Raw genomic sequence first — 22,073 nt, 5'->3', positions numbered from 1 at the left:
CTTGTTATGCTTGTGCAATGGCTAACGCCTCATCCATATCGACTGCTACCATGCGTGAAACGCCCGGTTCAGCCATAGTAACACCGGTTAAATGGGTGGCCATTTCCATCGCTATTTTGTTATGGGTGATATAAATAAATTGTACATTTTTTGACATTTCTGACACCAGTTTACAAAATCGCCCCACATTGGCGTCATCCAGAGGGGCATCAACTTCATCCAGCAAACAAAAAGGTGCTGGATTCAAAGCAAATATCGCAAAAACCAATGATAAAGCGGTCAGCGCTTTTTCTCCACCAGAAAGCAGGTGGATTGTACTATTTTTCTTTCCCGGAGGTCTGGCCATGATCGTAACACCGGTTTCTAATAGATCCGTATCGGTTAAATCAAGATAAGCCGAACCGCCGCCAAATACCTTGGGGAACAGACTTTGCAGACCAGAATTCACTTGCTCAAAGGTGGTTTTGAACCGCGTACGGGTCTCTTTGTCAATTTTACGGATCGCCTGTTCCAGGGTCTCCAGAGCCGAACTCAGATCCTGATCTTGCACATCCAGGTGTTGTTTACGCTGAGCCTGAACGTCATATTCTTCCACTGCTGCCAAATTCACGGCTCCTAAGCGGGCCAAGGCGGCCAAGGTATGCTCCAAATTTTTCTGCCACAGGCTTTGTTCCGCGTTCTCGGGCATGGTGTCAAGTATGGGCTTGAGTGGTTGATGCATCTCTTGTAGTTGTTCCAATATACCGTTAGCGCGAACCCGAAAGCCTTCAGATTCAAGGTTGATACTTTGGAGCCCGTGTTGCATCAGTTGGATTTTAGCATTCACTGCCTGCTGCCCCTTTTGCGCTGCGGCTAAATATTCATCGGTTTGTGCGAGTAACACACTTATCTGTTGTTGTTGGAGTTCAGTTGCAGAGCGTTGTTCCAATAAAGTTTGCAAAATTTCCGCCTGGTCGTGAAGCGGGGCGGCAAGTTGGCTAAGTTCCGTGTGTAATGTGGCGGATTTGTATTGCATGTCGCTTAACAAACTCCCATCACGTTGCCCGCTGCTATGCAGGCTTTGTTGTTCGTTGCGCTGGGCTTGTATTTGCAAGGACAATTGGTGACGTTGATTATTGCCAGACTCAACCTGACTGCGTTTAGTGCGGATCTGTTGTTCCTGCTTCTCACGCATAACGTCAAAATCCTGGCGCTGTTCCCCCAGACTGGCTAAAACCTGGTCCAGTTCCTGGGCCTGCTCAGCCAGTATTTCCAGTTGCTGCTCTTCATCCACCAGTCGTGCCTGTTGATGCTTCAGCTCTTGAGCTAATTTTTGTTGTCGTTGGGTGTTTTGAGACTGCTGCTGTTGTAAAAACTCCCATTGATTGTGTTTTTGTCCCAAGGACAACTGGCCAGCAGATAAGGCCTCTCTCGCTTGCTGCCATTCATCCTCTAAGGCATTAACCTGGTCTTGCAAGCTGTTTAGCGCTAATGCGTGTTGTTGGCAATTATCATCAGCCAAATTAATTTGCTGCTCTAATTGTTCAATTAACTTAGCCCGTTGCAATAATCCGCCCTCCGCTTCCTGGCTGCCATTGATCAGCCAATCCTGGGCTAACCAGATACCTTCTTTGGTGATCACGCTTTGCCATGGCTGCAAACTTGCTAACATCTGCTGGGCCGTCTTAAGTGAATCGGCGACCAGAATAGAATTTAGCCACCCAGGCGCAGCCTGATTATCTAATTGGCTGGCCAGGCTATTGGCCACACAACTAGCGCTCATGTGTTGCTTAAACAGTAGCTTGGCACCTTTTATCTGTTCTGCTTGCCTAAGCTCCGGGCGACTATCTAACAGCACTGCCTCTTGCCACTGTGCCGTTACGGTTTCAAAGGCCTTTTCCCAACCCGATTTAACGTTAAGGGTTTGCCACCAGGGTTGACCGCTTAAGCCCTGTTGTTGAAGCTGATCCGATAGCTGGTCAGATTGGGAACTCAGTTGCTGTACACTTTTTAAGGCGCTGCAGCTAGCCGTTAGCTCCTGGAGTTTTCCCTGTTTAAGTAGACCAGCCTGTTCACATTCGCGCAGTTGGTGTACCCCTTGCTGGTGGACTGATTGCGCCCCTTGCAGTTGGTTTTCCTGGGCTACTAACTGGGCTTTGTGCCTTTGCACTGCGTCCTGTGCTTGCTCGATTTGCTGGCTTAATACCGTGTCTTGCAGCTCTTTTAATTCTTGCCCCAGTTCACTAATGCGCTGCTGAGTGCGCATCTGCATGTTCATAATTGACTGTATTTTGCCATGACAGGATTGAGCTTGTTGTTTGTGTCGATTAAAGGCCTCATCTTGATTACGCCACTGGTTTTGCTGGCGCGAAAATTCATCTTCAGCGTCCTGTAGTTCTTGCTGTGCCTGGTGTAACGTCTGTTCGATAATGTCCAACTCGGGTTCACTGATTGCCAGTTTTTCACTCAGTACGTCGAGCTGTTGGGTGGTTTGGTGAGCACGCTGTTCGCTGTCAGTTATGCTACTTTGTAAGTTGGAGAGCTCTTGTTGTATCTGTTGGCTGCGCTTTTTACTGTGGATCTGAGTTTGTTCCAAACGGGTAATATCTGTCCCTACGGAAAAGTAGCGCTGCTGGATATCCTGTAGCTGCTGTTTTAGATCCTGCTGCTTTTCCCGGTGCTGGACGATGTTTTTTTCGTCCCCGTGTTGCTGGGCAATGTACACATCAATATCCGTTTGGTGTTGCATTGCGTCTTTTTCCAGTTCGGCGATTTTTGCACTGTACTTGCGCCACTTGAGTGCGGCTAACTGGCCCTTATACTGTCGTTCTTGCTGTTTCAACGTTTTATATTTTCTGGCTGCCACGGCCTGGCGTTCGAGCTTTTGCAGTTGCTGGCCCAATTCACCCCGCACGTCTGCAAGACGCTCCAAGTTCTCTTTGGTATGACGGATGCGGGTTTCCGTTTCTCTGCGCCGCTCCTTGTATTTTGATATGCCTGCCGCCTCTTCAATAAATACACGCAGCTCTTGTGGCTTGGATTCAATGAGGCGAGAAATTGTACCTTGCTCGATGATTGCATAACTTCGTGGTCCAAGACCCGTACCCAAAAATAGATCGGTAACATCCCGACGGCGACATTTGGCATGATTAAGCAAATAGTTGGACTGACCATCTCGGGATACGATGCGCTTGACTGACAATTCGTGATAGGCAGCATATTCTCCCTGTATACGCCCGGCAGAGTTGTCGAACACCAATTCAACCGTACACTGAGATACTGGCTTGCGGGCGCTGGAGCCATTAAAAATGACGTCTGTCATAGCATCACCCCGCAAATTTTTTGCCGAGCTCTCACCCAATACCCAGCGCACAGCATCGATCACATTGGATTTTCCACAGCCATTGGGGCCAACGATGGCGGTCATGTCATCGGGGAAAGGTATACTGGTTGGGTCAACAAAGGATTTAAAGCCTGCCAGCTTGATTTTCGTTAGGCGCATGAGTTACAAAGCGTATTCCGTTTTATCATTAATATATGGTGCTCTTCGAATGGTGCATGCCGCATTGCGAATGTAGCAAAAGTCATCACGTGTAACAATTGACGTTTTGCAGTCCCGGTAAGCGTCAGTATAATACCTCAAGTATTAGTGCGTAATTGCTAATTATTTCAATGTTTTATCTTTGCTCAGATAAAAAACTCTAAAGGCACAAGCGTGAATTATTTTTTTCAGGGGTTCAGCCTCATTCAAACCAAGGGTTTAAGACGTTTTGTATTTATCCCGTTAGCGGTCAATTTGATTTTGTTTGCCACTGCGTTGTATTTTTTGTTTGGCCAGATAGACCCTGCCATAGTGTGGTTAGTTGAGCTTATTCCCGATTGGTTGGGGTGGTTGAAGAATGCCCTGGGTTATATCATTTGGCCTTTAGCGGTGATCAGTATCTTACTGATTTTCGCCCTGGTTTTTGGCACCTTGGCCAATTGGATAGCCGCCCCCTTTAACGGCTTGTTGGCAGAAAAAATTGAGCAACATCTTACCGGCCAGCCCATTGGCGACGCCGGCATAGTAGACGTAATCAAAGATATCCCCCGCACCCTGGGCCGAGAAATGTCTAAACTCGGTTATTACTTACCCAGAGCCATGGGCTTTTTATTGTTATTTTTCATTTTGCCGATAATTGGCCAAATTTTATGGTTTTTGTTCACTGCCTGGATGATGGCTATCCAATATTGTGATTACCCTTTTGATAATCACAAAGTATCGTTTAAGAATATGCGCCGCACTTTGCATCAAAGCCGCGGCAACTGTTTCAGTTTTGGCATAGCCGTGAGTCTGTTTTCGATGATCCCTGTGGTCAACTTTCTGGTCATGCCGGTAGCGATCTGTGGCGCCACGGCCATGTGGGTAGAAGACTTGCGGCACAAGGTCTAGTTAGACGAGATCTGATTAGACGAGATCTGATTAGACGAGATTATCAGCGCCAATAGTTGCTTGGCGTCATAGTCAACCTTTGGGTTATCAGGTAAGCCTTCAATTAAGTCCACTATCTTTTGGTTAGCCGGGCAAGGGATACCCAGACGTTCGCCAAAACGCACAACCGCCCCATTTAAATAAGCAATTTCCGTAGGTTTTCCCTGAGAGACATCCCACCACATGGAAGTGCGAACTTGTGGGTCGATAGCCAACATCTTGTTAGCCAGTAGCTTGAATAAAAAATTAGGCAGGCGCAATATCAAAGGCACCTGGTGCGCCCCCAGTGACGTGACTTTGGGCAAAGTGATACCCAGCCCATCTGTCACCGCCAACAATTCGTCCATCAAGGCGGCGACCACCCGCCTGTAGTCACGCTGCTCAAGCATGGCTTTGACAGGCATGTTCGCCAATGCGTTAACGCTGTTGCCCAAATTCAACTGCAATTTGGCCCAAAGTAAGGATTGCATATCTTGGGTTTGGGTAACAGGTAACAGCTCACTATTGAGGGCATTGACCAAAACATCCGTTACCCCGTTGAACGGGGCGGACTCAATGCAAAGTTCCCCCTGGGATCCTCGATGCAACTGCCCTGGCAGCAACTCCACCACATTGAAGGGCACCATTACTCGCAACACCAGATTACCGGTATACGCCTGTTGCACAATCTGCTGTGAACCCAGGCCGTTTTGACAACAGAGGATCACTGTACGTCCGCTGATCAATGGCCGAATATCTCCCATGGCCTGCTCCACTCCAGTGCATTTCACCGTAAGCCACAGATAATCACAGGCCAGTTCCCCCGGCTGGTGAGCACAGAGCTTATGGGAGTCGATAAACGCCGGGGGCCCAAGTTGTGCTTTGTGGATTTGATAGTCGGTCAGGGTTAGGCCTTGGGCCAGTTTGTCTTTTACTGCCGGGCGGCAAACCAGCTGCACATCTAACCCATTAACCTGCATGGCTCCCCCAAGATAGCAGCCTACCAGACCCGCACCAAATACCACATGTGAACTCAAGTTAACTCCAAAAAAAGGCGCAAGATCAATGACAAGTTAGCACATGCTCTTATTATGCGGCTGAAAATTTCATACAATAAGCCTTTGTTCTGATTCGAGTGTAGTTTTTGAGATACTTGCAAAATTTTGTCAAACACCTGTTGCCTTCGCTGTTATTTTTTATTCTGGTGGTATTGGTCATTCAGTTTCAAGCAACGTTGCTAAAGCACTGGTTCGCCCCGTTAGACTGGTTGGCTTACGCCATTTTGGCCATAGCGGCAGTCATTTGCTTTCAATTTGGTCGTAGCCGATTATTTTTTTGCTGCCTGTTACTGCTTATTATGCGATTGTCGTTAGACAAATGGTTGCCCATGACGCCTGCCGTCCATGCAGCCCTTGCAAGTATCATAATGCTACAAGTCTGCTGGTTGATTTGGAGTAAAGACAAAGGTTTTGCACCGTTGAACTTGCTGGTAACCGCTGGGCAGCTCGCACTAATTGCTGTTGTTGCCTGGTATGCCATTCCCTACCTAATGGCAATCAGCAAACCACAATTAGCCTTTCTTTACCCCTACCTTTATCAACTCGATCCACAGCTCAATGCTCTATTTACGCCATTTGAGTGGCTGTGCATAGCGATGCTTTTGCTGGCAGCTTTAGTAAAATATATGTGCATAAGCGACAACAGTCACAGTGCCTTGTTATTAACTATGGGGGTATTACTGGCCATCCAGATTTATGCCGACAGCTTACTCACCCGGGTATTCATTTGTATTTTAGGTATCAGCTATATTTACGCCGTACTCAAAGACAGTTTTAATATGGCCTTTGTGGATGAGCTTACCGCCATTCCCTCTCGCCGGGCGTTGATGCAATACGTCAATACCCTGGGACGTAACTATTGTGTTGTTATGGCGGATATCGATCATTTTAAAAAATTTAACGACACCTATGGCCATGATGTAGGAGACGACGTATTAAAGTTGGTGGCCAGTCGTTTGAATAAGGTCAAAGGTGGTGGCAAAACATTTCGTTACGGTGGAGAAGAGTTCATCATTATTTTCCCGCGTACCAATGTTCAGCAAGCACGCCCTTATATCGAACACATCAGGCAGGCTATCGCTGATTATCCCATTACGCTGCGAGATAAGTCCCGGCCGAAAAAACCGCCGAAAAAAATCAGCAGCCAAGCGACGGGCAGGAAAACCGTTAAAATTACCGCCAGTTTCGGTATCGCCCAATCCACCAACCAGCATCACCAGTTTGCTGACATTATGAAACAGGCTGACATCGCCTTGTACGCGGCCAAAAAAGCCGGGCGTAATTGCGTTCAACTAGCCAAAAATTAGCGAGTGATGTTATGTCAATCCAAAAAGTATTAGTCATAGGTTATGTCTGGCCTGAGCCCAACTCCTCGGCAGCGGGCAAACATATGCTTAGTTTATTAGAGTTATTTATCCGCCAGGGTTGGTCGCTAACCTTTGCCAGCCCTGCAGCACAAGGCGATCACAAGCTGGATTTAAACCTGCTGGGGATTGCCGAGAAAAGTATCGCCTTAAATTGCGCAAGTTTCGATAGCTTCGTTGCTAACCTAAGCCCGGACCTCGTACTTTTCGACCGTTTTATGCTCGAAGAGCAGTTCGGTTGGCGGGTCGCAAAACATTGCCCCCAAGCTCTTAGGGTGCTCGATACCGAAGATTTGCATTGTTTGCGCCATGCTCGCCATAGCGCCTTCACCACACAACAGCCAGTAACGGATGAACTTTTAAAAGGCGACTTAGCCCAGCGGGAGGTCGCGGCTATTTATCGTTGTGATCTCAGTCTTATCATTTCCGCCTATGAAATAGCCTTGCTGCAAGAACGTTTTGGGGTACCCGGGGCTTTGCTACACCACTGCCCTTTTATGTTAGATGTTGGCGAGTGTGAGCAACAATCTTTACTAAACGAGCAAGACAATTGGCCCCAGCGCCAGCATTTTATCAGCATAGGTAATTTTCGTCATGCACCGAACTGGAATGCCGTTCTCTGGTTAAAGTCCACAATATGGCCTTTGATCCGCGCCAAGCTACCCCAAGCCGAGCTGCATATTTACGGGGCATATCCCCCCCCAAAAGCCACACAATTACATAATTCCCGCCAGGGCTTTCTTGTCAAAGGCTGGGCCGAAGATGCGCCAACTGTGATGCGGGCCGCCAGGGTTTGCCTTGCTCCACTGCGTTTTGGTGCAGGTTTAAAAGGTAAACTGGCTGAAGCCATGTTATGCGGAACGCCCAGTGTGACGACGGCAATTGGTGCAGAGGGTATGGGCGAAGAACGGTGCTGGCCAGGGGTCATTGCTGATACACCAGCAGGCATAGCACAGGGCGCCGTCGCTTTATATCAGCAACATACGCTTTGGCAGACCAGCCAACTGCGAGGTTACACCTTGCTTAAACAAAACTTTGATGGCCGCGAATTGGGGCCTGAAGTGATCTCTCGTTTGCAGCTGGTTAAACAAAATCTGGCGGCGCACAGGTTGGCCAATTTTACCGGCACTATGTTGCAGCATCATCAGCATAAAAGCACCCAGTATATGGCGCAGTGGATAGAAGCAAAAAATCAACATATACAACTTGACGGACCAGGTAAAAAATAAAACCGCCTGACGTGCAATTTAGCAAAGTGTTGGTTTTTCACCCGGTTTATACAACTAAAATTGCATGTTGATTGGTGATATAAAAAGGTAAACTGAGGTTAGAACAATAAAAAGCATATGAATAAGAGTAAGACCTTGACTATTATTAACCATAAAAAAGCCCGTTATTCTAAACTTAAAATACCCACCATGTTGTTTGTTATGGCCGTCGCGGTGGCGATAAGTGGTTATTTAACCTTGTCAGACTCCGTTGAAGTACAAAGTCGCCTGCAGCAACAATCTATGTCACCTGCTTTTGATTTGGTTACAGAAGAACTGGTTAAACCTCTGTATACCGCACAAATTTTGGCCAAAACGCCAAAACTGCGGGCCTTGATGAATGCTACCCGTATTGATGATGTCGCTATGTTGACGTTAATGAAACGCATGTCTCTCGATTACGGATTAGACTTTTTCGTCGCCAGCGATACCAGCCGTAAACAATACAATTCAGATGGTTCAACTCTTGAGTTGATCGAAGGCGAAGTGGAATGGTACTTCAGGGTCAAAGAACAATCCCAAAGCGTGGTAGCAGCCTTGGGGAATCGCCAGGATATCCATATTTATTTCGACATAAAAGTCTACAACGAACACGGTCGCTTTTTAGGTTTTATCGGAGTCGGCAAACGTTTAAACGTCTTTTTAGAAGCCTTTGATAATTATAAATACTCTTTTGGATATGACTTTGTTTTTGTCAACAGTAATAAAGACGTGGTGCTATCCTCAGACAGTACCTTATTAGCAGATGGCAACCGGATTTTATCGTTATCCCAATTAAATTGGTTTCAGGCACTGAGTCCTACTCAGCAACGTTTACCTAGTTTTAATAATATTATTGTGAAAACGGGGCAACAATCGACCCTCATAGCCCAGATAGATCTAAAGGCCCTGCATTGGAAAATGTATTTACTGAGTCCCTTAGAATCACGCAAAAGCGCCAGTACCGAGGCCTTTACGCGTAAAACCTTATACATATTATTGGTTATTTTTGTGATCTTTATCGTTGCCCATATGATTATTGGCTATTTCGAGCGGGAAATAGCCAATAAACATAAACTGGATCATCTCACCCAATTACATGATCGTACCCATCTGCACTGGCGCTTTGACAAGCTTGTCCGGGCTAAACAGTCAGCCAGTCTAATCATGGTGGATATTGATAATTTCAAACAGTTCAACGATACCAACGGACACAACGCCGGTGATAAAGCATTGGTGAAAATAGCGCACTTATTACAGTCTGAATTGCGTGATGACGATGCCATAGCGCGCTGGGGCGGCGAAGAATTTGTCATTTTGTTACCGGATACAGATATAGATACCGCCTGTCAAATTGCTCAGCGCACCTGTGATAAAATTGCGCAACACCCCATAAAGGTTGAGAATAAAACCTTGTCTTTGTCGTCCAGTTTCGGGGTAACCTACACTCAGGAAGCCCGCTCTATTGAGCGGCTAATTAAAATCGCAGACGATGCCTTATACCAGGCAAAACGGGACGGTAAAAATTGTGTACGCAAAAAATAAATGCCGGTGTCATCGCCTTTCTAAAGATGATGGCTGGTATAATCGTTTTTTGTTTATAACTTACGGAGGTAACCGTGCTTGCCCGTGTTCGTAACAAGGTGTTATTCACATCTAAAATATTTTCTGCTTATATAGTCACTTACCCCAATCAGCATAAAGTATTGACCCACATCGACCCTATGCCTGATGCCAAATACTACAAGTTTAATATCGTACTGAAGCAGCCCAAGGTGGGGGGTATATTTTGGTGCAAGAAGAGTATTTTGAACTTGTTTGGACGTATTTATTTATTCAGACCCGACAAATATGAACACAGTGTGTCACGTATTGAACAAGGTGAACGTGTGCTGCTCAGTTTATCCTTTACCTTTTAAAACACGGTATGACTTACCAACCAGCCTAGAAATAGCGCCAGTGAAAAACTGATCAAGGTGCCAAGCATCATATATTCAGTTAATTTCATATCATGCTCTTTGGTCAAATCGCCAAACCGAAAGATTGTTTTAGCGGCTAATAAAAATCCCACGCCGGCAAATTGACCTATTAATACAAACGAAATGATCAGGCAGCGCTCCAAATAACCAATCCACCGGCCTGCAGACACCAAACCTGCCTGTTTACTACTGAGTTGTTCCGCCAGGCCATTTAATCCTATGCCAATTGCAATAGAGGCGGGTTTGCACGCCAATATATAAGCGGTAGCAATAGCCATAAATTTAACATCTAACAGCAGACCCATTTGCGCCTTTATCTGCCCTAAACTGAAATCAGACAATAATACCCAGGCCAAACCCAAAACAGTCAGATGTAACAGCTGGTCAAATATGAAATAGTAAAGGTTCTGGGGTTTATAGGACTTCCATAGATCAATTAGCAGGTGGGTCAAGCTGACGAGGGCGATCACCAGGTAGCCCTTGAAGCTCAGATGACCACTGAGCCACAGGGCGATCACTAACAATAAAACATGGGAGAGGAAATGTTTAAGCAGCCCAATTGATAACAGATGGTTATCATTGCGACACCTGATCCATGTCTGGCGCTGCACATAAAAGTCACCCACCGCATGGGCCATAATCAACAGCAAGAGTAATTCCATCAGTCATTCGCCTGTATGATTTGTTGCTCGAAAAACACCAAGTATTCTTCGACCAGGGGGGCCCCGATACGACTCAGATGTTTGGTCACATTCTGCTGACTAGTTTGCAGCCGGTCCGCAAGCTTCTGGTGGGTCGGGTAATCCATCAGTATATAGTGATATAACACCTTGGCCTGTATCCGGGTCAGTGAAGACAATAAGTGGTTTAAAAATTTAGTGGCCAGAGCAAGTTTTTGTTGTATTTCCAAACTCTCTGCATGCAAAGACAACTCACCACTGTTAGCGTTGTCCAGGCCTCGGCCCGAATAGGTAAAAGCTGAACCTTGAGATACGCCCGGGGTCACCCCAATTATGCTTGCTTCACCTAACCCCAAAGCCAGCGTGACCGTTATCGGCTTAGCGGTCGCCTGTGATTGCAGTAAAAACATTTTCAACAACACGGCACTTTTCATCGAATATTGAGGCTGATCGAAATATATCTGCAGGCTATCTCCCCTATATATTTCGCCGGTAGCACCATAATGTTGCTCAAAATATTGGATGTTTTGCCTGAACATTTCAATAGCTGCTTGATAATCACTTGGACTCATCTTGGTCGAGTCCACTATGTCACCCGTTAACACCGCAAACATAATATGCCCCATGTCTGTTGACTCACTCGCCCCAGTCTAGTGGTTTAGGATTAAGTTGTAAACCAATATAACAATCAAAAATGATTGTTATATAAAATAACATCCTAAAGTAATTGTTATTAGTTTTTACAGTCGCAAAAGATTGTTGTTTGCAGGCTAACTAAGCATAAGTGTTCGATTGTCTAACGAGCAGCGCCGAGTTACGCTGAGCGATACGTTCACCCTTTTGGCCCGGACCACAGGCCAAAACCAACCAGCACTACACGCTAAAATGCATTCGCGGGGAGATAGCCAATCATGCACCAGCCGATCGCCGGATATCACCAAGATGATGAAGGGCATTGGGTTGCCCGCCTCGCCTGCGGTCATTTTCAGCATGTGCGCCACAATCCCCCCTGGACGAACCGACCTTGGGTAGTTACCGCCACTGGACGCAAACACAAGTTAGGTTACCAACTTGATTGCAAAAAATGCGACCAGCAAGCTCCCCTTGATTACCAGCCTATCTGAACTTCGTTAGTTTGAATTTGGATGCCAGCTCATCAAATAGCGGATTTTAGCTGCCAACAGCCTAGCATTTTTTTTATGTTGGGCGACTCTGGGGTGTTTGTCGTACCCAGTATAGGGGAAAAGCAGGTTGTCAATTTTGGCCGTGGGATCATCTGCTTTGATAAGAGCAATGGCCCGCGTGATGTAATCTGGCCATTGGTTATTGGCACTAATATCCATGCTTCCAAGCACACAGATAAACTGAGCGTTAGGATAGACTTTCCTCAAGGACTCAATAAAATTCACATAAGCATCAATGATCTGTGCTGGCTCGGGATGGGGTTCTAAACGCTGCTCTTTGTCAATCAACCAGCTGTCATTCTGGCCCAAATTAACCACTACCACATCAGGTTGCCATTGCGTGAAATCCCATTGGCTGTGGTTATTCCCCGTCGCTGTCAACTGATCATAAAAATTGGGCATGATAAAATCAAACCAACTGATCATAAAACCTATACCGCTTTGGGACACGGTATGAAACTCAGCATCGAGCAAGCGGGCAGTCATGGGTGCATAGGACAGATAATGATTTTTCTGTGCAGACAAGTTGTCGTCGCCGTTGACGGGAGCTTCATTGCCCATACCACTGGTAATAGAATCGCCGAAAAACGCTATCTTGCGTTTCGGAAGGGATGGAGGTGGCATTAATGCCCCTCCCTCTTCGAGCTGCACACCATGAAAATAAGTGCCTCCTTCCGTGCCCTCTGTGCGTTTAAATATTTCAATGGTCGTAGGGGATGTGTCCAACATGTGACTTAAATCATAACTATGCAGGCCTTTTTGGGTGGCTAACACCTGGGGGTAAGAGTCTTGACCATTGACAATGATGTTATAAAAATTTCGCCCTTTGTCATCCGCCATCATCACTTTCAATCTGGTGCCACTAAAACGCATTTTAATGCTACTGCCAGGCCAGCTCAGGTAGGCTTTACCTGGTTGGCTAAAATCTACTCGTCCGCTGAATTGATAATGACTATCATCAGCCTTTATGGTCTGTAACGCTGAGCTAGGCGCGCCATATAACATCAAGCTCAAGACAATTACACTGCTGAACTTCATTTGTCTGGTTAACATAGCGGCCTCTCCAATACTAATTTCATTACAGCGGTTATTATTTAATGATAACAATCTGATGTTTAGCTGGTACACAACAAGTGTTTAACCCAACAACAAAACGCTCCTAACAATGCAAGCATAGAGAAGGAGCGTCAAGTTTTGTGTTTAACATATAGAGTTAAGCAATAATCCCACCGCCAACACCCCAAATGGAACCCGTTACCTCTAATGGTTAACCGATAAATGTCTGCCCCTGCCACCAAAATGGAAATTGGCTCAGCGGGCTGCGATGGGTTCGCAATAAGAGAGCCGGTGACCGGCGCAGCTCTGTATGTGTTTGTTATAGGCCATGACCTGACAGCGAATTTGACAGATGAAATAAACGGCTTTGTTGATTGATTTGGGTTTGACCGCTGGCGCGGTCAAAAAGAAGACTAGTACCTATTGACCTACCAGAGGCTCAAATGTGTTATACGTTTCCGTGCTTTAAAGCTTATCAAAGATCCATTCGAGAGCTTCGGTGATTAACTCCGGTTTATCTTGATGCACATAATGTCCACATGCACTACAAATTATATGTTTTGAAGTTGGCGAAATAGTAGCAAGGTGCTTTTGCTGATTTTCCATCCCTCTCCATTTTTCACTTGTTTCCTCAATACCATTTGGCACTTTATTTGAACTAAGCACAACTAATGGTACTTTAGGAAAAGACTTGTTTTCACTCGCTATATCTAAACTTCTACATAACTCTTTAGTCTCGCCTGCTACTACATTAGGTAAGATTAAAAAAGCCCACCACGGTATTCCAGTGGGGTTTTCATAGAAGTTCCCTTCAGGATCCGTGCAGTTTTTTATCATTTCATGGTGAGTTGAATCAATCTGAATAACCGCAGCAATTTCATCTGGAAATGTGTTAGCGAACACTCTCATATATAGCCCGCCAAGTGAATGACCAACTAAAATATACGGAGGTGGTATGTTTACTTCTTTTAACAGTTCTCGCAACTCGATAGCAATTGTATGGGCATTTCTTTGTTTATTCTGACTATCGCTACCTTTAAAGCCAGCTCTATTGTAGGCAAACACTTGCGAATACTGCTCGAAACGACTGAGGGATGATTGCCATTCTGTCATATCATCTCCCGCACCCGTTTCTAAAATTATGGTTGGGTTGCCTTTACCTTCACCAGATAATTGATAGCTAAACTCACCATACTTTGTCGTCATTTTCTGAGCATTAGGTAGGGTTGTACAACCTAAGAAAGATATGACAACAAATAGCAATATAATTAATTTCAATTCATATCCTTATATATTTAATCACTGACTCACTCCGGCAGGAGAAAAAACGAGAAGGTCATGGTGAACTACTATCAAAACGTATAACGTTTATTCGTGCGACCTTACCAGGTAGGAGACGGCTATGTACAAACGTACCACCAATTATCAAAAATCGGTTGCGAAATCATACACTAATCGCGCGCAAATTAAGCAACGACAAAATCAGGACACTGGTTCGGCACCTATTCGAGTCATTCCTCGTCTCCGCCGTGTTGCCAAGCTGGGAAGATTCAATAAAGGACTGATAAATGAGCGTTTTAACCATCGAGGGGATACAGCCTTTAAGAAGTCAGGTAATTAGTTGCTGGTACCTTTTATTTTTTCCACCACTGCAAGTAAGCCGTTGCCTCTGGACTGGCTCAAATGTTTGGCCAAACCTAAATCGTCAAGATAGTTCTGCAGATCAAAATGCCGGATATGTTGTATAGGCATGTTGTGTAATGGCTCAAATATGATGGCCAACAATCCCCTAACGATTTTACTCGGTGAATCTGCAGACAATATCAGCTGAGTACCTTGTAGTTCACATTTCAACCACACCAGACTCTCACAACCAAATACCTCATATTGGTCGATGTGATCTTGTGCTGGCAACTTGTTTAGCTGCTTACCTGCCAGCATAATCTGGCGATAGGTTTCGTCCCACCCTTTGGCTTGGCGCAAGCTAGCTGCCAAGGGAACATTATGGGTAATATCGCCGACTGACGAAGGACGAGTTAAGGCCGGTTTCTGAGGTGCAATAACGGTTGTCACCTCCTGTATTGCTTTAGTCAAAGTTGCAATCGACTGAGTTAGGGCCTGTAAAAATCGCGCAACTTCTTGGCTGGTATTATAACAGCCAAGTGACACCCGCAAGGTTCCCTCTAACTTTAAAGCCTGCATCAGCGGCATGGCGCAATGGTGACCAACCCGAACCGCAAAATTTTGCTCGTTAAGCATAATTCCCACGTCCTGGTTATTCAGCCCGTCGATGGTGAAAGACTGGATACAAATACTGTTTTCAAGTTCACCCCATAATTGCACCTTGGCTATACTGCGCAAACCACTGAGCAGTTGCTGATACAAGGCCAGCTCCTGTCGTTCAATATCCGGGCGATAGCGCTGAATAAATTCTACTGCGGCGGCTAAACCTAAAACCCCTGCAATATTGGGTGTGCCCGCTTCGTATTTAAATGGCAACCCCTGAAAGGTAGTGCCGCTAAAACTGACTTTTTCAATCATTTCTCCCCCCGTCTGGTAAGGCGGCAAAGTACTCAATAATGCCTGTTTACCATACAAAACCCCTATGCCCGTGGGGCCAAATAGTTTATGCCCGCTAAACACGTAAAAATCACAATCCAGGGCTTGCACATCGATGGACAAATGGGCCACAGCCTGGGCACCATCGATTAATGTCAGGGCGCCAAACTTTTTCGCCCTGGCAATAAGCGGGCCGATGGGATTGATATTCCCCAGGGCATTTGATACCTGCCCCATTGCCAACAAGGCGGTCTTGTTGGTGATCAGGCTTAAACCCCGTTCGAGCTGGAGCACCCCATTGCTGTCAACCGGGATCACCCGAATTCTCAGACCAAGCTCAGTGGCAATTTGCTGCCAGGGTACAATATTGGCATGATGTTCAAGGCTAGATAATACAATTTCATCACCTGGGGTAAAGTGACCTTTAGCCAAAATACTGGCGACTAAATTAATACTTTCGGTTGCGCCTTTAGTCCAGATGATTTCTTTTTCACTTGCAGCATTGATAAAGCCCTGAACCTTGCAGCGTGCCTGCTCAAAGGCTTGGGTGGCAGCGGCGGATACACTATGACTGGAGCGGTGTACGTTAGCATTCTGGCTGCGATAAAAGCTGTCCACTGCTGCGATCACCGTTTGCGGTTTCTGACTGGTCGCGGCGCTGTCAAAATATACCCATGCCTGGGGCGTGAGGTCTTGCTCAAAAATGGGAAAATGATCTCGCAGGGATGACTCAGACATTTCGTACTCGGGCGCTATGATTAAGGTTGAGGATTGTTGTTAAAAGCGCCTAGTTAATCAAGTTTAATTGGCGTTAATGTTGCGATCAAATCCACTAAATGCAGGATTTTACGATCAGATAACTGACGATAATCGAAATAGGGACAGACCAACACGCGGTGAGTGGGATCGCAGGCAAACTCGTGGTCCAGCCAAATCAGGCTCGTGCTCAACTTTAGGGTTCGGGCGTAAGTCCGGCCCATCACTATATGCACAGACGTAGATTGAGTCGTCACAGTAGCAAAACACGGAGCGCTAAACAGCAAACTGGTATTGCTATTAGCCTGTAACAAACTGTTGTCTCTATAGCTTTGCCAGTCTCGAGCCCGTATACCTGGCAGGGTCAAATCCCCTGCCGGGTTAGTTTGTTTTAAGGCAAATAGCAGTTTGGCATAGACGTTAAATACCTTGCGCCAACCATTACCACAGGCCTGGTTGATCCGTTCGATGTCCCCTTTCTCAAGGGCATATATGCTGTCCAGTTGAGAATAATCCTGATAGTTGGGCCGATTAGCGATGTACACTATGAACTGGGCCTGGGCATCTCCCAAGCCAGCGGCTAGGACAGCTTTGTCGCACATCGTTATGTCGGGCATCGTTATGTCGGGCATCGTTATGTGGCACATGGCAATGTCGCGCAATTAATCAACGGGATTTTGCATATCCTCTTCAATACAATCGATCATCTCCTGGGCTTCCAACATGATCCCCTCTTCCTCGTCCCCTAAAGGAAAGACTAACACCAGTGTGCCATTTTTGTGCATGCCGGGCAGCCAGGTTTCACGCCACTCATTAAAATCGATCTGTTTGGGCTGACAATCTGGAAAATCATTTTTGACCCAGGCTTGAGCAAATTCTGCGTAGGGCCACACTGGAATACAAGCATCGTCTTCAGCTTTGAGCAGTAACCAACCATTGTCACCATATAGGCCCCATAAGAACTGGCGTTCAATCATATTAGCAATGGCGTAATCGAAGCGCTGCTCAGGCAGTAATTTGCTTAGGGAAATGAATTCTTCGGGTGAAATTTCGGTCATGTAAATCCTGGATATATAAGTTTGTTATTAAGTGCCCACGCGGACAGATAAACCATGTAGGTTTGGCTTGCCGCGTAAAAAATTGCACATATTTCAATCTAAAGTTTGCTTTTTTGACTGTTCCGATTCTTACTTAGAGTTAAAATCTTCAGAGCTAGGCAATGTCGGTAAATTCGGGGGCGGAGAATACATCATCTAAGGCCAAAACACCAAAGCGGCGTGGCTTTATTTGGTTAATAATAATACTCACCCTGGCTTTGTCATTCGGTTACTTTACTTACCTCAACCTGAAAGACAATGCCACCAACAACGATTTTTACCGAGTGTTATACGAAGCATCCAACAGCTTCAATGAAAACCTCAGCAAAATGGCCAGCTTGCATCAGTTCAAGGAAAGCGAAACCTCCATCCGTTCACTTTTGCCCAGCTACCAACGAATATCCGATGACTCTCTTAATGAAAAACACAGATTTTTTAACTATGAGCTAACAGGGCAAAAGATAAACATTACCAGTGAGCCTAAAGGGCTTGGTGAATCACCAGCCGAGACAGCTCCCAATTCGCCACAGTCAGGGAATAACGTCGACACAAACGCTAACATCACCCTGGACCAGATTGGCATTAGTCAATCATCTACTTCTGCTGTGGAAAACATGAGTGCCATCAATGCTGATCAAAACCACCAGAGTGACACGGAAACATTACTCAGCCGGGCGCCCAGCGCCAGAACCGGTACATTTAAGGCACAATTAAACATAGAAGACGTGCTGCCCGAGCCCGGATCTGGTTTTAGCCAACTTATCTTTGCCAATGATCAAGGCAAAGTATTGGCTACGAGTGGCTCGGAAAAAACCATTTCCATTATCGATTTAAGTAGCATCAATCAGGAGTTTATGCGTCAGGCGAAACGTTCACTGTTGAGCTCTCAGGAGAGTTCTGACAGTCAAAACACCGGTGATGCACCTTTACCCAGTTATAGCAGCCACATCGACATGCAATTGTCTTACGGTGATTTTAGAATTTACGTATTTCCATTTCCCTTGACCACCTTACTAACGGTGCAAGGTGATAACCACCAAACCACAGTAGTAGACCGTCTGTATCTGATCGGCCTGTTACCCAAAGATCAATTACTTACCCGGGGCACAGGTCAATGGAATTTGTCTGTGCTGTTCGTATCCTTAGTCAGCCTGGTCTTTATGTGGGCCCTGGTGCGTCTGTATTTATTACCCAAGACCCATTCTATAACTCGCCTCTATCGGAATATCACCCACATTTCCAGTTATGCTTTTTTCATCGTTGTGGTAGCGATGCTCCTTGCGTTTCTGCAACGCCAGGTCATGCAACACAATAAAGACCAGGCGGCTAAGGGTTATGCACAGCAACTCTCCACTGGCTTGAATGGGGATCTGCTCAACGTGTTCCGGCAACTTGAGGGATACCGCAGCTTTTACCAAATATTGCTCACCAGCCTTGAAACAGATTCTCCCCAAACAGACAAATGGATAGCTGGCTCGTCCTACCGTGCTGCTACAGATAACGACGCACATAAAGGACTGAATGAACGCTTAAATCAAGCCATATCGTCCACGGTAAAGCCAGGATGCAATAAGCAGCTGTTACGGGCCGGCTTACTGCCCAGTTTTGCCGCCACCCAAAGCAAATTGTACGATATCAAATACCACTGCGAGCAAAACTCAAGTGGCGATGATCTGTGGCAGGCGAACTTGACACTGGATAAAACAGCCCTGGATATTATTAAATCTGCCCATCAGATCAATCAGCAAAGAACCGATACTCTGGATTTTTACGCGGGCAATTTAAAAATTAATATTAAACAAAATGAATATGTCGAAACCTATGTGGATGCCGCAGATCAGGATTACCAGCCGTCTATGGTACTCAATGTATTTTCCCTTAATGATCAGGGGAACTCGGTTTTACCATCTTTTTATTTTTTGGAAAACAATGCCTTCCCGGCCACCTTTAACCTTTCTCATCGTGATTATTATAAAAAGATCAGGGATCAAAAAGGTTGGGACCTCAATCTCAACCAGGAGTGGCTGACTTATCCTCTCAAAGACGTTTATATTCAACGCCTGTTAAATATCAACAACGGTACCCGAGGCACGACCATTTCTATGCCACTTTACGATAGTTCAGATTCTGGCACACAACGGGTCAGCGGTCATGTCGTCGCGGCTGACGTGTTGTTACCCACAGTTAGTCTTGCACCTCCCGCTCCATATGATTTTACCTATATGCTGGTTGACCGGGACAGTGGTGACGTATTGTTTCATAGTGACGAAAGCCGCTCCCTAATAGAAAACCTGTATTTTTCCGGGAATAGTCAGTCCCATTTGAGCCAGTGGATAAAGGCCGGACTTGATTATTATCCAGATGTAGATGGCGACAACATTATTAAAGGCGTGTATCACGGTGATCCGGGCCGTTTTATCATGCAGCCCTCTGCAGTCGACAGCTGGGCGATACTGGTATTTTATCCCGATGACAGCCTCGATAGTCTGATGACCAGCCAGTTTATGTTTATCAGCGTAAGTTTCGCACTCACACTCACACTATTGGCAGTGTTTAGCTTCCTGTTGGGTTACCTGTTTAACACCGCCCAACTGAAAAAAATATGTAGTTTGCCCGCTACCTTCGACAGCAAAGAAATGTTGCATATGTGTTCTATCTTGTTGGCGATTATTTACGCGCTGCATAGCCTGGCACAGTTGTTAAAATATGCCGCACCGCCAGGTAATGATGCTGAGTTGTACCCTGATATTTTGCCCTTGGCGGCGTTATTGATTATCTTTTATTTTGGCTACAAGGGTTACCAGCAACTATTTGAAACCGCAGGGGTGAATTACGAAACCAATCATATGGGGCGTAACGGGGCCATAGTCATGGCTTGTGGCCTGGCCTTATTAGCCATCACGCAACTTGGCTACTTACGCACGGTGATGGATATGCCGCTGAAAAGTCTTGGTTTTTATTATCAGCAGCAATATTGCAACCGCATCAACCGTGAACTAAACGAGCTCAACAACACCGGTCTGAGCCGTTACCCAAACTCTATTACCCAGCAGCGTATTGCGGCCATAGATTTGTTGCCCCTGGATAAAAGTTGGCACCCCAGGCTGGCTGACCTTGCCCATACCTGCGCCCAACATTCCCGGGCTGTAGAACCCAAAGATTACCCCAAGTTGAGCAGCCTGATTGGCGCAATTTATGGCTGGCAATGGATCAATACCTATCTGTTGACCAGCCTTTATTTAGACGATGTGGCTATTCCCCATACAGCCACTGATCCGATTAAAATCCGCACTGCTACTGCCCAGGGGCGGACTTTAACCGACCCGGCAGCAAGTAAAGATGCTTTCCAACTGCCCGTCGCTAGCCTAATCGGGTCAATGCTCAGTGTGGCCATACTCATCTGGATTTGGTTACATTTCAACCGGCACGTATTGTGGTATCGCCTGTACTGTTCACAGTTTTTTCTTAAATATATCAAGCAAATATCCAGCTCGGTGAATTCACTTGCAAACAGCGAAATGAGCGACAAACTGCGCATCGAAGTGGATACGATTAAACCAAATGGTCTGGGTTTAACTTTTTTATTGCGCAGCATCAACCATGGTCTTGACTCAGGCATTTTGCCCCATAATATGTTACCCGGCTTTGAGAGGTTGTATGCCTTAAGCCCCTTATTGCAACATCTGCTAGTCAAAGATATAGAGTTGCCGAATGTTAAGTTGCACTTAACCCAAGTTGAGGATGGCGAATTGCTTGAGGTTGAACTATGGGATCTCGAAGTCTGTCTGGAGTTGCCTGAATTACGTGGTATTTTGCTTAGTTTGATTATGGAATTGAAGTTTTTGGCACTGGCCGGACACATGCAACGCCTGACTATCTTTAGCAGTTTTTACAGTCTACAACGGGTCAAAATGAAAGATCCGATTGCCACGCATGAAGACAGCGCCAAACTGAAACACGCCGACTATTTATCGTGGTCAGATTGTTTGGCAGATTTCACTGTGGTGTTGCCTCAAGGCCTGACTCAGGAACTGGATTGCAACTTGCTGAAAAGTGAAATCGACGCTTTCCCTGAGTTGAACTTTCTGCGATCCAGCCTGAATAAACTCTCCCCTAAGCCCAACAAACAAATAACAACTAAGCCGGGCCCTTCATCTTGGTGGACAGGCATCCGGCGCCAACGTGTATGGCACAAATCGTCACAGCGTTGGGCCACGATTAACTTTATTTTGTTGCACTGCGGCGCATTATACCGCTTCAAGTGGGAGTCGTGCTCCAACGCCGAAAAACTGGCCTTATTTAATTTAGCCAAAAAGCAGCGTATTAATCCGACCAATACCGAAATGATTGAACAGTTGGCCTTAAGCGGTTTATTAAGGGTTGAGCAGCAGCATATCAGGATCATCAATGAGAGCTTCGCCCATTTTGTTCTGCACGCAGAAAGCCCGGAAGTGTTAAGTCAACTTGTCAGCGACGGCGAAGCCGGCACCTGGAAAAACTATCGCCTACTGGTGGGCCTTCTTATCCTGCTTGTTGTTGGGGGGATCGCCCTGACCTCGGGTGAATCCATTTATATCATCGCCGCGTCGTTGGCCGGTGTAGTCGGCACTATCGCCAGTGTCACCAACAGCGCAAACCTGTTAAAAGGTCAATTCAAGGATTAA

General features: G+C 46.0%; 18 protein-coding genes. 9 read left to right on the top strand and 9 right to left on the bottom strand.

The window, feature by feature from the left end:
- Positions 1–4 precede the first annotated feature (4 nt).
- Entirely contained in the window at positions 5–3,481 is a 3,477-nt protein-coding gene (gene smc / locus AC3RV5_RS09725; RefSeq protein ID WP_489731723.1) for a chromosome segregation protein SMC, read from the bottom strand.
- Between the two features lie 213 nt (positions 3,482–3,694).
- Between smc and cysZ the strand changes: the two genes are divergently transcribed.
- A complete protein-coding gene (gene cysZ, locus AC3RV5_RS09720) occupies positions 3,695–4,411 on the top strand; it encodes a sulfate transporter CysZ (RefSeq protein WP_489731722.1) in 717 nt (238 codons plus the stop codon).
- On the opposite strand, the gene AC3RV5_RS09715 is transcribed toward cysZ, so the two are convergent.
- Positions 4,408–5,466: a 2-dehydropantoate 2-reductase gene (locus AC3RV5_RS09715; protein WP_489731721.1), complete on the bottom strand. Its 1,059-nt coding sequence runs from the start codon at positions 5,464–5,466 to the stop codon at positions 4,408–4,410. The genes cysZ and AC3RV5_RS09715 overlap by 4 nt on opposite strands.
- 116 nt (positions 5,467–5,582) lie before the next feature.
- On the opposite strand from AC3RV5_RS09715, the gene AC3RV5_RS09710 reads away from it, so the two are divergent.
- The 4 genes from AC3RV5_RS09710 to AC3RV5_RS09695 all read left to right on the top strand — a co-directional run bounded on the left by AC3RV5_RS09710 (position 5,583) and on the right by AC3RV5_RS09695 (position 10,017).
- Positions 5,583–6,794, top strand: coding sequence for a GGDEF domain-containing protein (locus AC3RV5_RS09710; protein WP_489731720.1), 1,212 nt, complete (start codon positions 5,583–5,585; stop codon positions 6,792–6,794).
- Positions 6,795–6,805: 11 nt separating this feature from the next.
- Positions 6,806–8,080, top strand: a complete 1,275-nt coding sequence (locus AC3RV5_RS09705; protein WP_489731719.1) for a glycosyltransferase — start codon at positions 6,806–6,808, stop codon at positions 8,078–8,080.
- 117 nt (positions 8,081–8,197) lie between these two features.
- A complete protein-coding gene (locus tag AC3RV5_RS09700) occupies positions 8,198–9,643 on the top strand; it encodes a sensor domain-containing diguanylate cyclase (RefSeq protein WP_489731718.1) in 1,446 nt (481 codons plus the stop codon).
- 74 nt (positions 9,644–9,717) lie between these two features.
- A complete protein-coding gene (locus AC3RV5_RS09695; protein WP_489731717.1) occupies positions 9,718–10,017 on the top strand; it encodes a 2OG-Fe(II) oxygenase in 300 nt (99 codons plus the stop codon).
- Here AC3RV5_RS09695 and AC3RV5_RS09690 read toward each other — a convergent pair.
- Both AC3RV5_RS09690 and AC3RV5_RS09685 read right to left on the bottom strand, forming a co-directional pair.
- Complete coding sequence (locus tag AC3RV5_RS09690; protein ID WP_489731716.1) at positions 10,014–10,739, bottom strand: DUF3307 domain-containing protein; 726 nt, start codon at positions 10,737–10,739, stop codon at positions 10,014–10,016. The two genes, AC3RV5_RS09695 and AC3RV5_RS09690, sit on opposite strands and share 4 nt — an antisense overlap.
- A complete protein-coding gene (locus AC3RV5_RS09685) occupies positions 10,739–11,371 on the bottom strand; it encodes a MarR family transcriptional regulator (protein WP_489731715.1) in 633 nt (210 codons plus the stop codon). The genes AC3RV5_RS09690 and AC3RV5_RS09685 overlap by 1 nt, the downstream gene beginning before the upstream one ends.
- 297 nt (positions 11,372–11,668) lie before the next feature.
- On the opposite strand from AC3RV5_RS09685, the gene AC3RV5_RS09680 reads away from it, so the two are divergent.
- Positions 11,669–11,881: a DUF3565 domain-containing protein gene (locus AC3RV5_RS09680; RefSeq protein ID WP_489731714.1), complete on the top strand. Its 213-nt coding sequence runs from the start codon at positions 11,669–11,671 to the stop codon at positions 11,879–11,881.
- Between the two features lie 6 nt (positions 11,882–11,887).
- Here the strand turns inward: AC3RV5_RS09680 and AC3RV5_RS09675 are convergent, their stop codons facing one another.
- The gene (locus AC3RV5_RS09675; RefSeq protein ID WP_489731713.1) at positions 11,888–12,994 is read right to left on the bottom strand and encodes an SGNH/GDSL hydrolase family protein; all 1,107 of its coding nucleotides are present in this window, start codon (positions 12,992–12,994) and stop codon (positions 11,888–11,890) included.
- A 225-nt stretch (positions 12,995–13,219) separates the two neighbouring features.
- Here AC3RV5_RS09675 and AC3RV5_RS09670 point away from each other — a divergent pair, with 225 nt between their 5' ends.
- Positions 13,220–13,375 carry a hypothetical protein gene (locus AC3RV5_RS09670; protein WP_489731712.1) on the top strand — a complete coding sequence of 52 codons (156 nt, stop codon included), beginning with the start codon at positions 13,220–13,222 and terminating at the stop codon, positions 13,373–13,375.
- 87 nt (positions 13,376–13,462) lie between these two features.
- Here AC3RV5_RS09670 and AC3RV5_RS09665 read toward each other — a convergent pair whose 3' ends face one another.
- Entirely contained in the window at positions 13,463–14,275 is an 813-nt protein-coding gene (locus tag AC3RV5_RS09665; protein ID WP_489731711.1) for an alpha/beta fold hydrolase, read from the bottom strand.
- A gap of 124 nt (positions 14,276–14,399) precedes the next feature.
- Here AC3RV5_RS09665 and AC3RV5_RS09660 point away from each other — a divergent pair, with 124 nt between their 5' ends.
- Positions 14,400–14,618 (top strand): hypothetical protein, encoded by a 219-nt coding sequence (locus AC3RV5_RS09660; RefSeq protein ID WP_489731710.1) that lies wholly within the window; start codon positions 14,400–14,402, stop codon positions 14,616–14,618.
- On the opposite strand, the gene AC3RV5_RS09655 is transcribed toward AC3RV5_RS09660, so the two are convergent.
- From AC3RV5_RS09655 to AC3RV5_RS09645, 3 genes are read right to left on the bottom strand one after another with little or no spacing between them, the layout of a single operon-like run.
- Positions 14,615–16,294, bottom strand: a complete 1,680-nt coding sequence (locus AC3RV5_RS09655) for a SufS family cysteine desulfurase (RefSeq protein ID WP_489731709.1) — start codon at positions 16,292–16,294, stop codon at positions 14,615–14,617. The genes AC3RV5_RS09660 and AC3RV5_RS09655 overlap by 4 nt on opposite strands.
- Positions 16,295–16,347: 53 nt before the next feature.
- On the bottom strand, positions 16,348–16,944 hold the full coding sequence (locus tag AC3RV5_RS09650; protein WP_489731708.1) for a DUF6942 family protein: 597 nt from the start codon (positions 16,942–16,944) through the stop codon (positions 16,348–16,350).
- A 30-nt stretch (positions 16,945–16,974) separates the two neighbouring features.
- The gene (locus AC3RV5_RS09645) at positions 16,975–17,370 is read right to left on the bottom strand and encodes a DUF2750 domain-containing protein (RefSeq protein WP_489731707.1); all 396 of its coding nucleotides are present in this window, start codon (positions 17,368–17,370) and stop codon (positions 16,975–16,977) included.
- A 161-nt stretch (positions 17,371–17,531) separates the two neighbouring features.
- Between AC3RV5_RS09645 and AC3RV5_RS09640 the strand changes: the two genes are divergently transcribed.
- Positions 17,532–22,073 carry a hypothetical protein gene (locus AC3RV5_RS09640; protein WP_489731706.1) on the top strand — a complete coding sequence of 1,514 codons (4,542 nt, stop codon included), beginning with the start codon at positions 17,532–17,534 and terminating at the stop codon, positions 22,071–22,073.

The sequence above is a fragment of the Paraglaciecola sp. IT1134 genome, from assembly GCF_058068185.1.
This window is presented reverse-complemented; position numbering and strand designations above follow the sequence as displayed.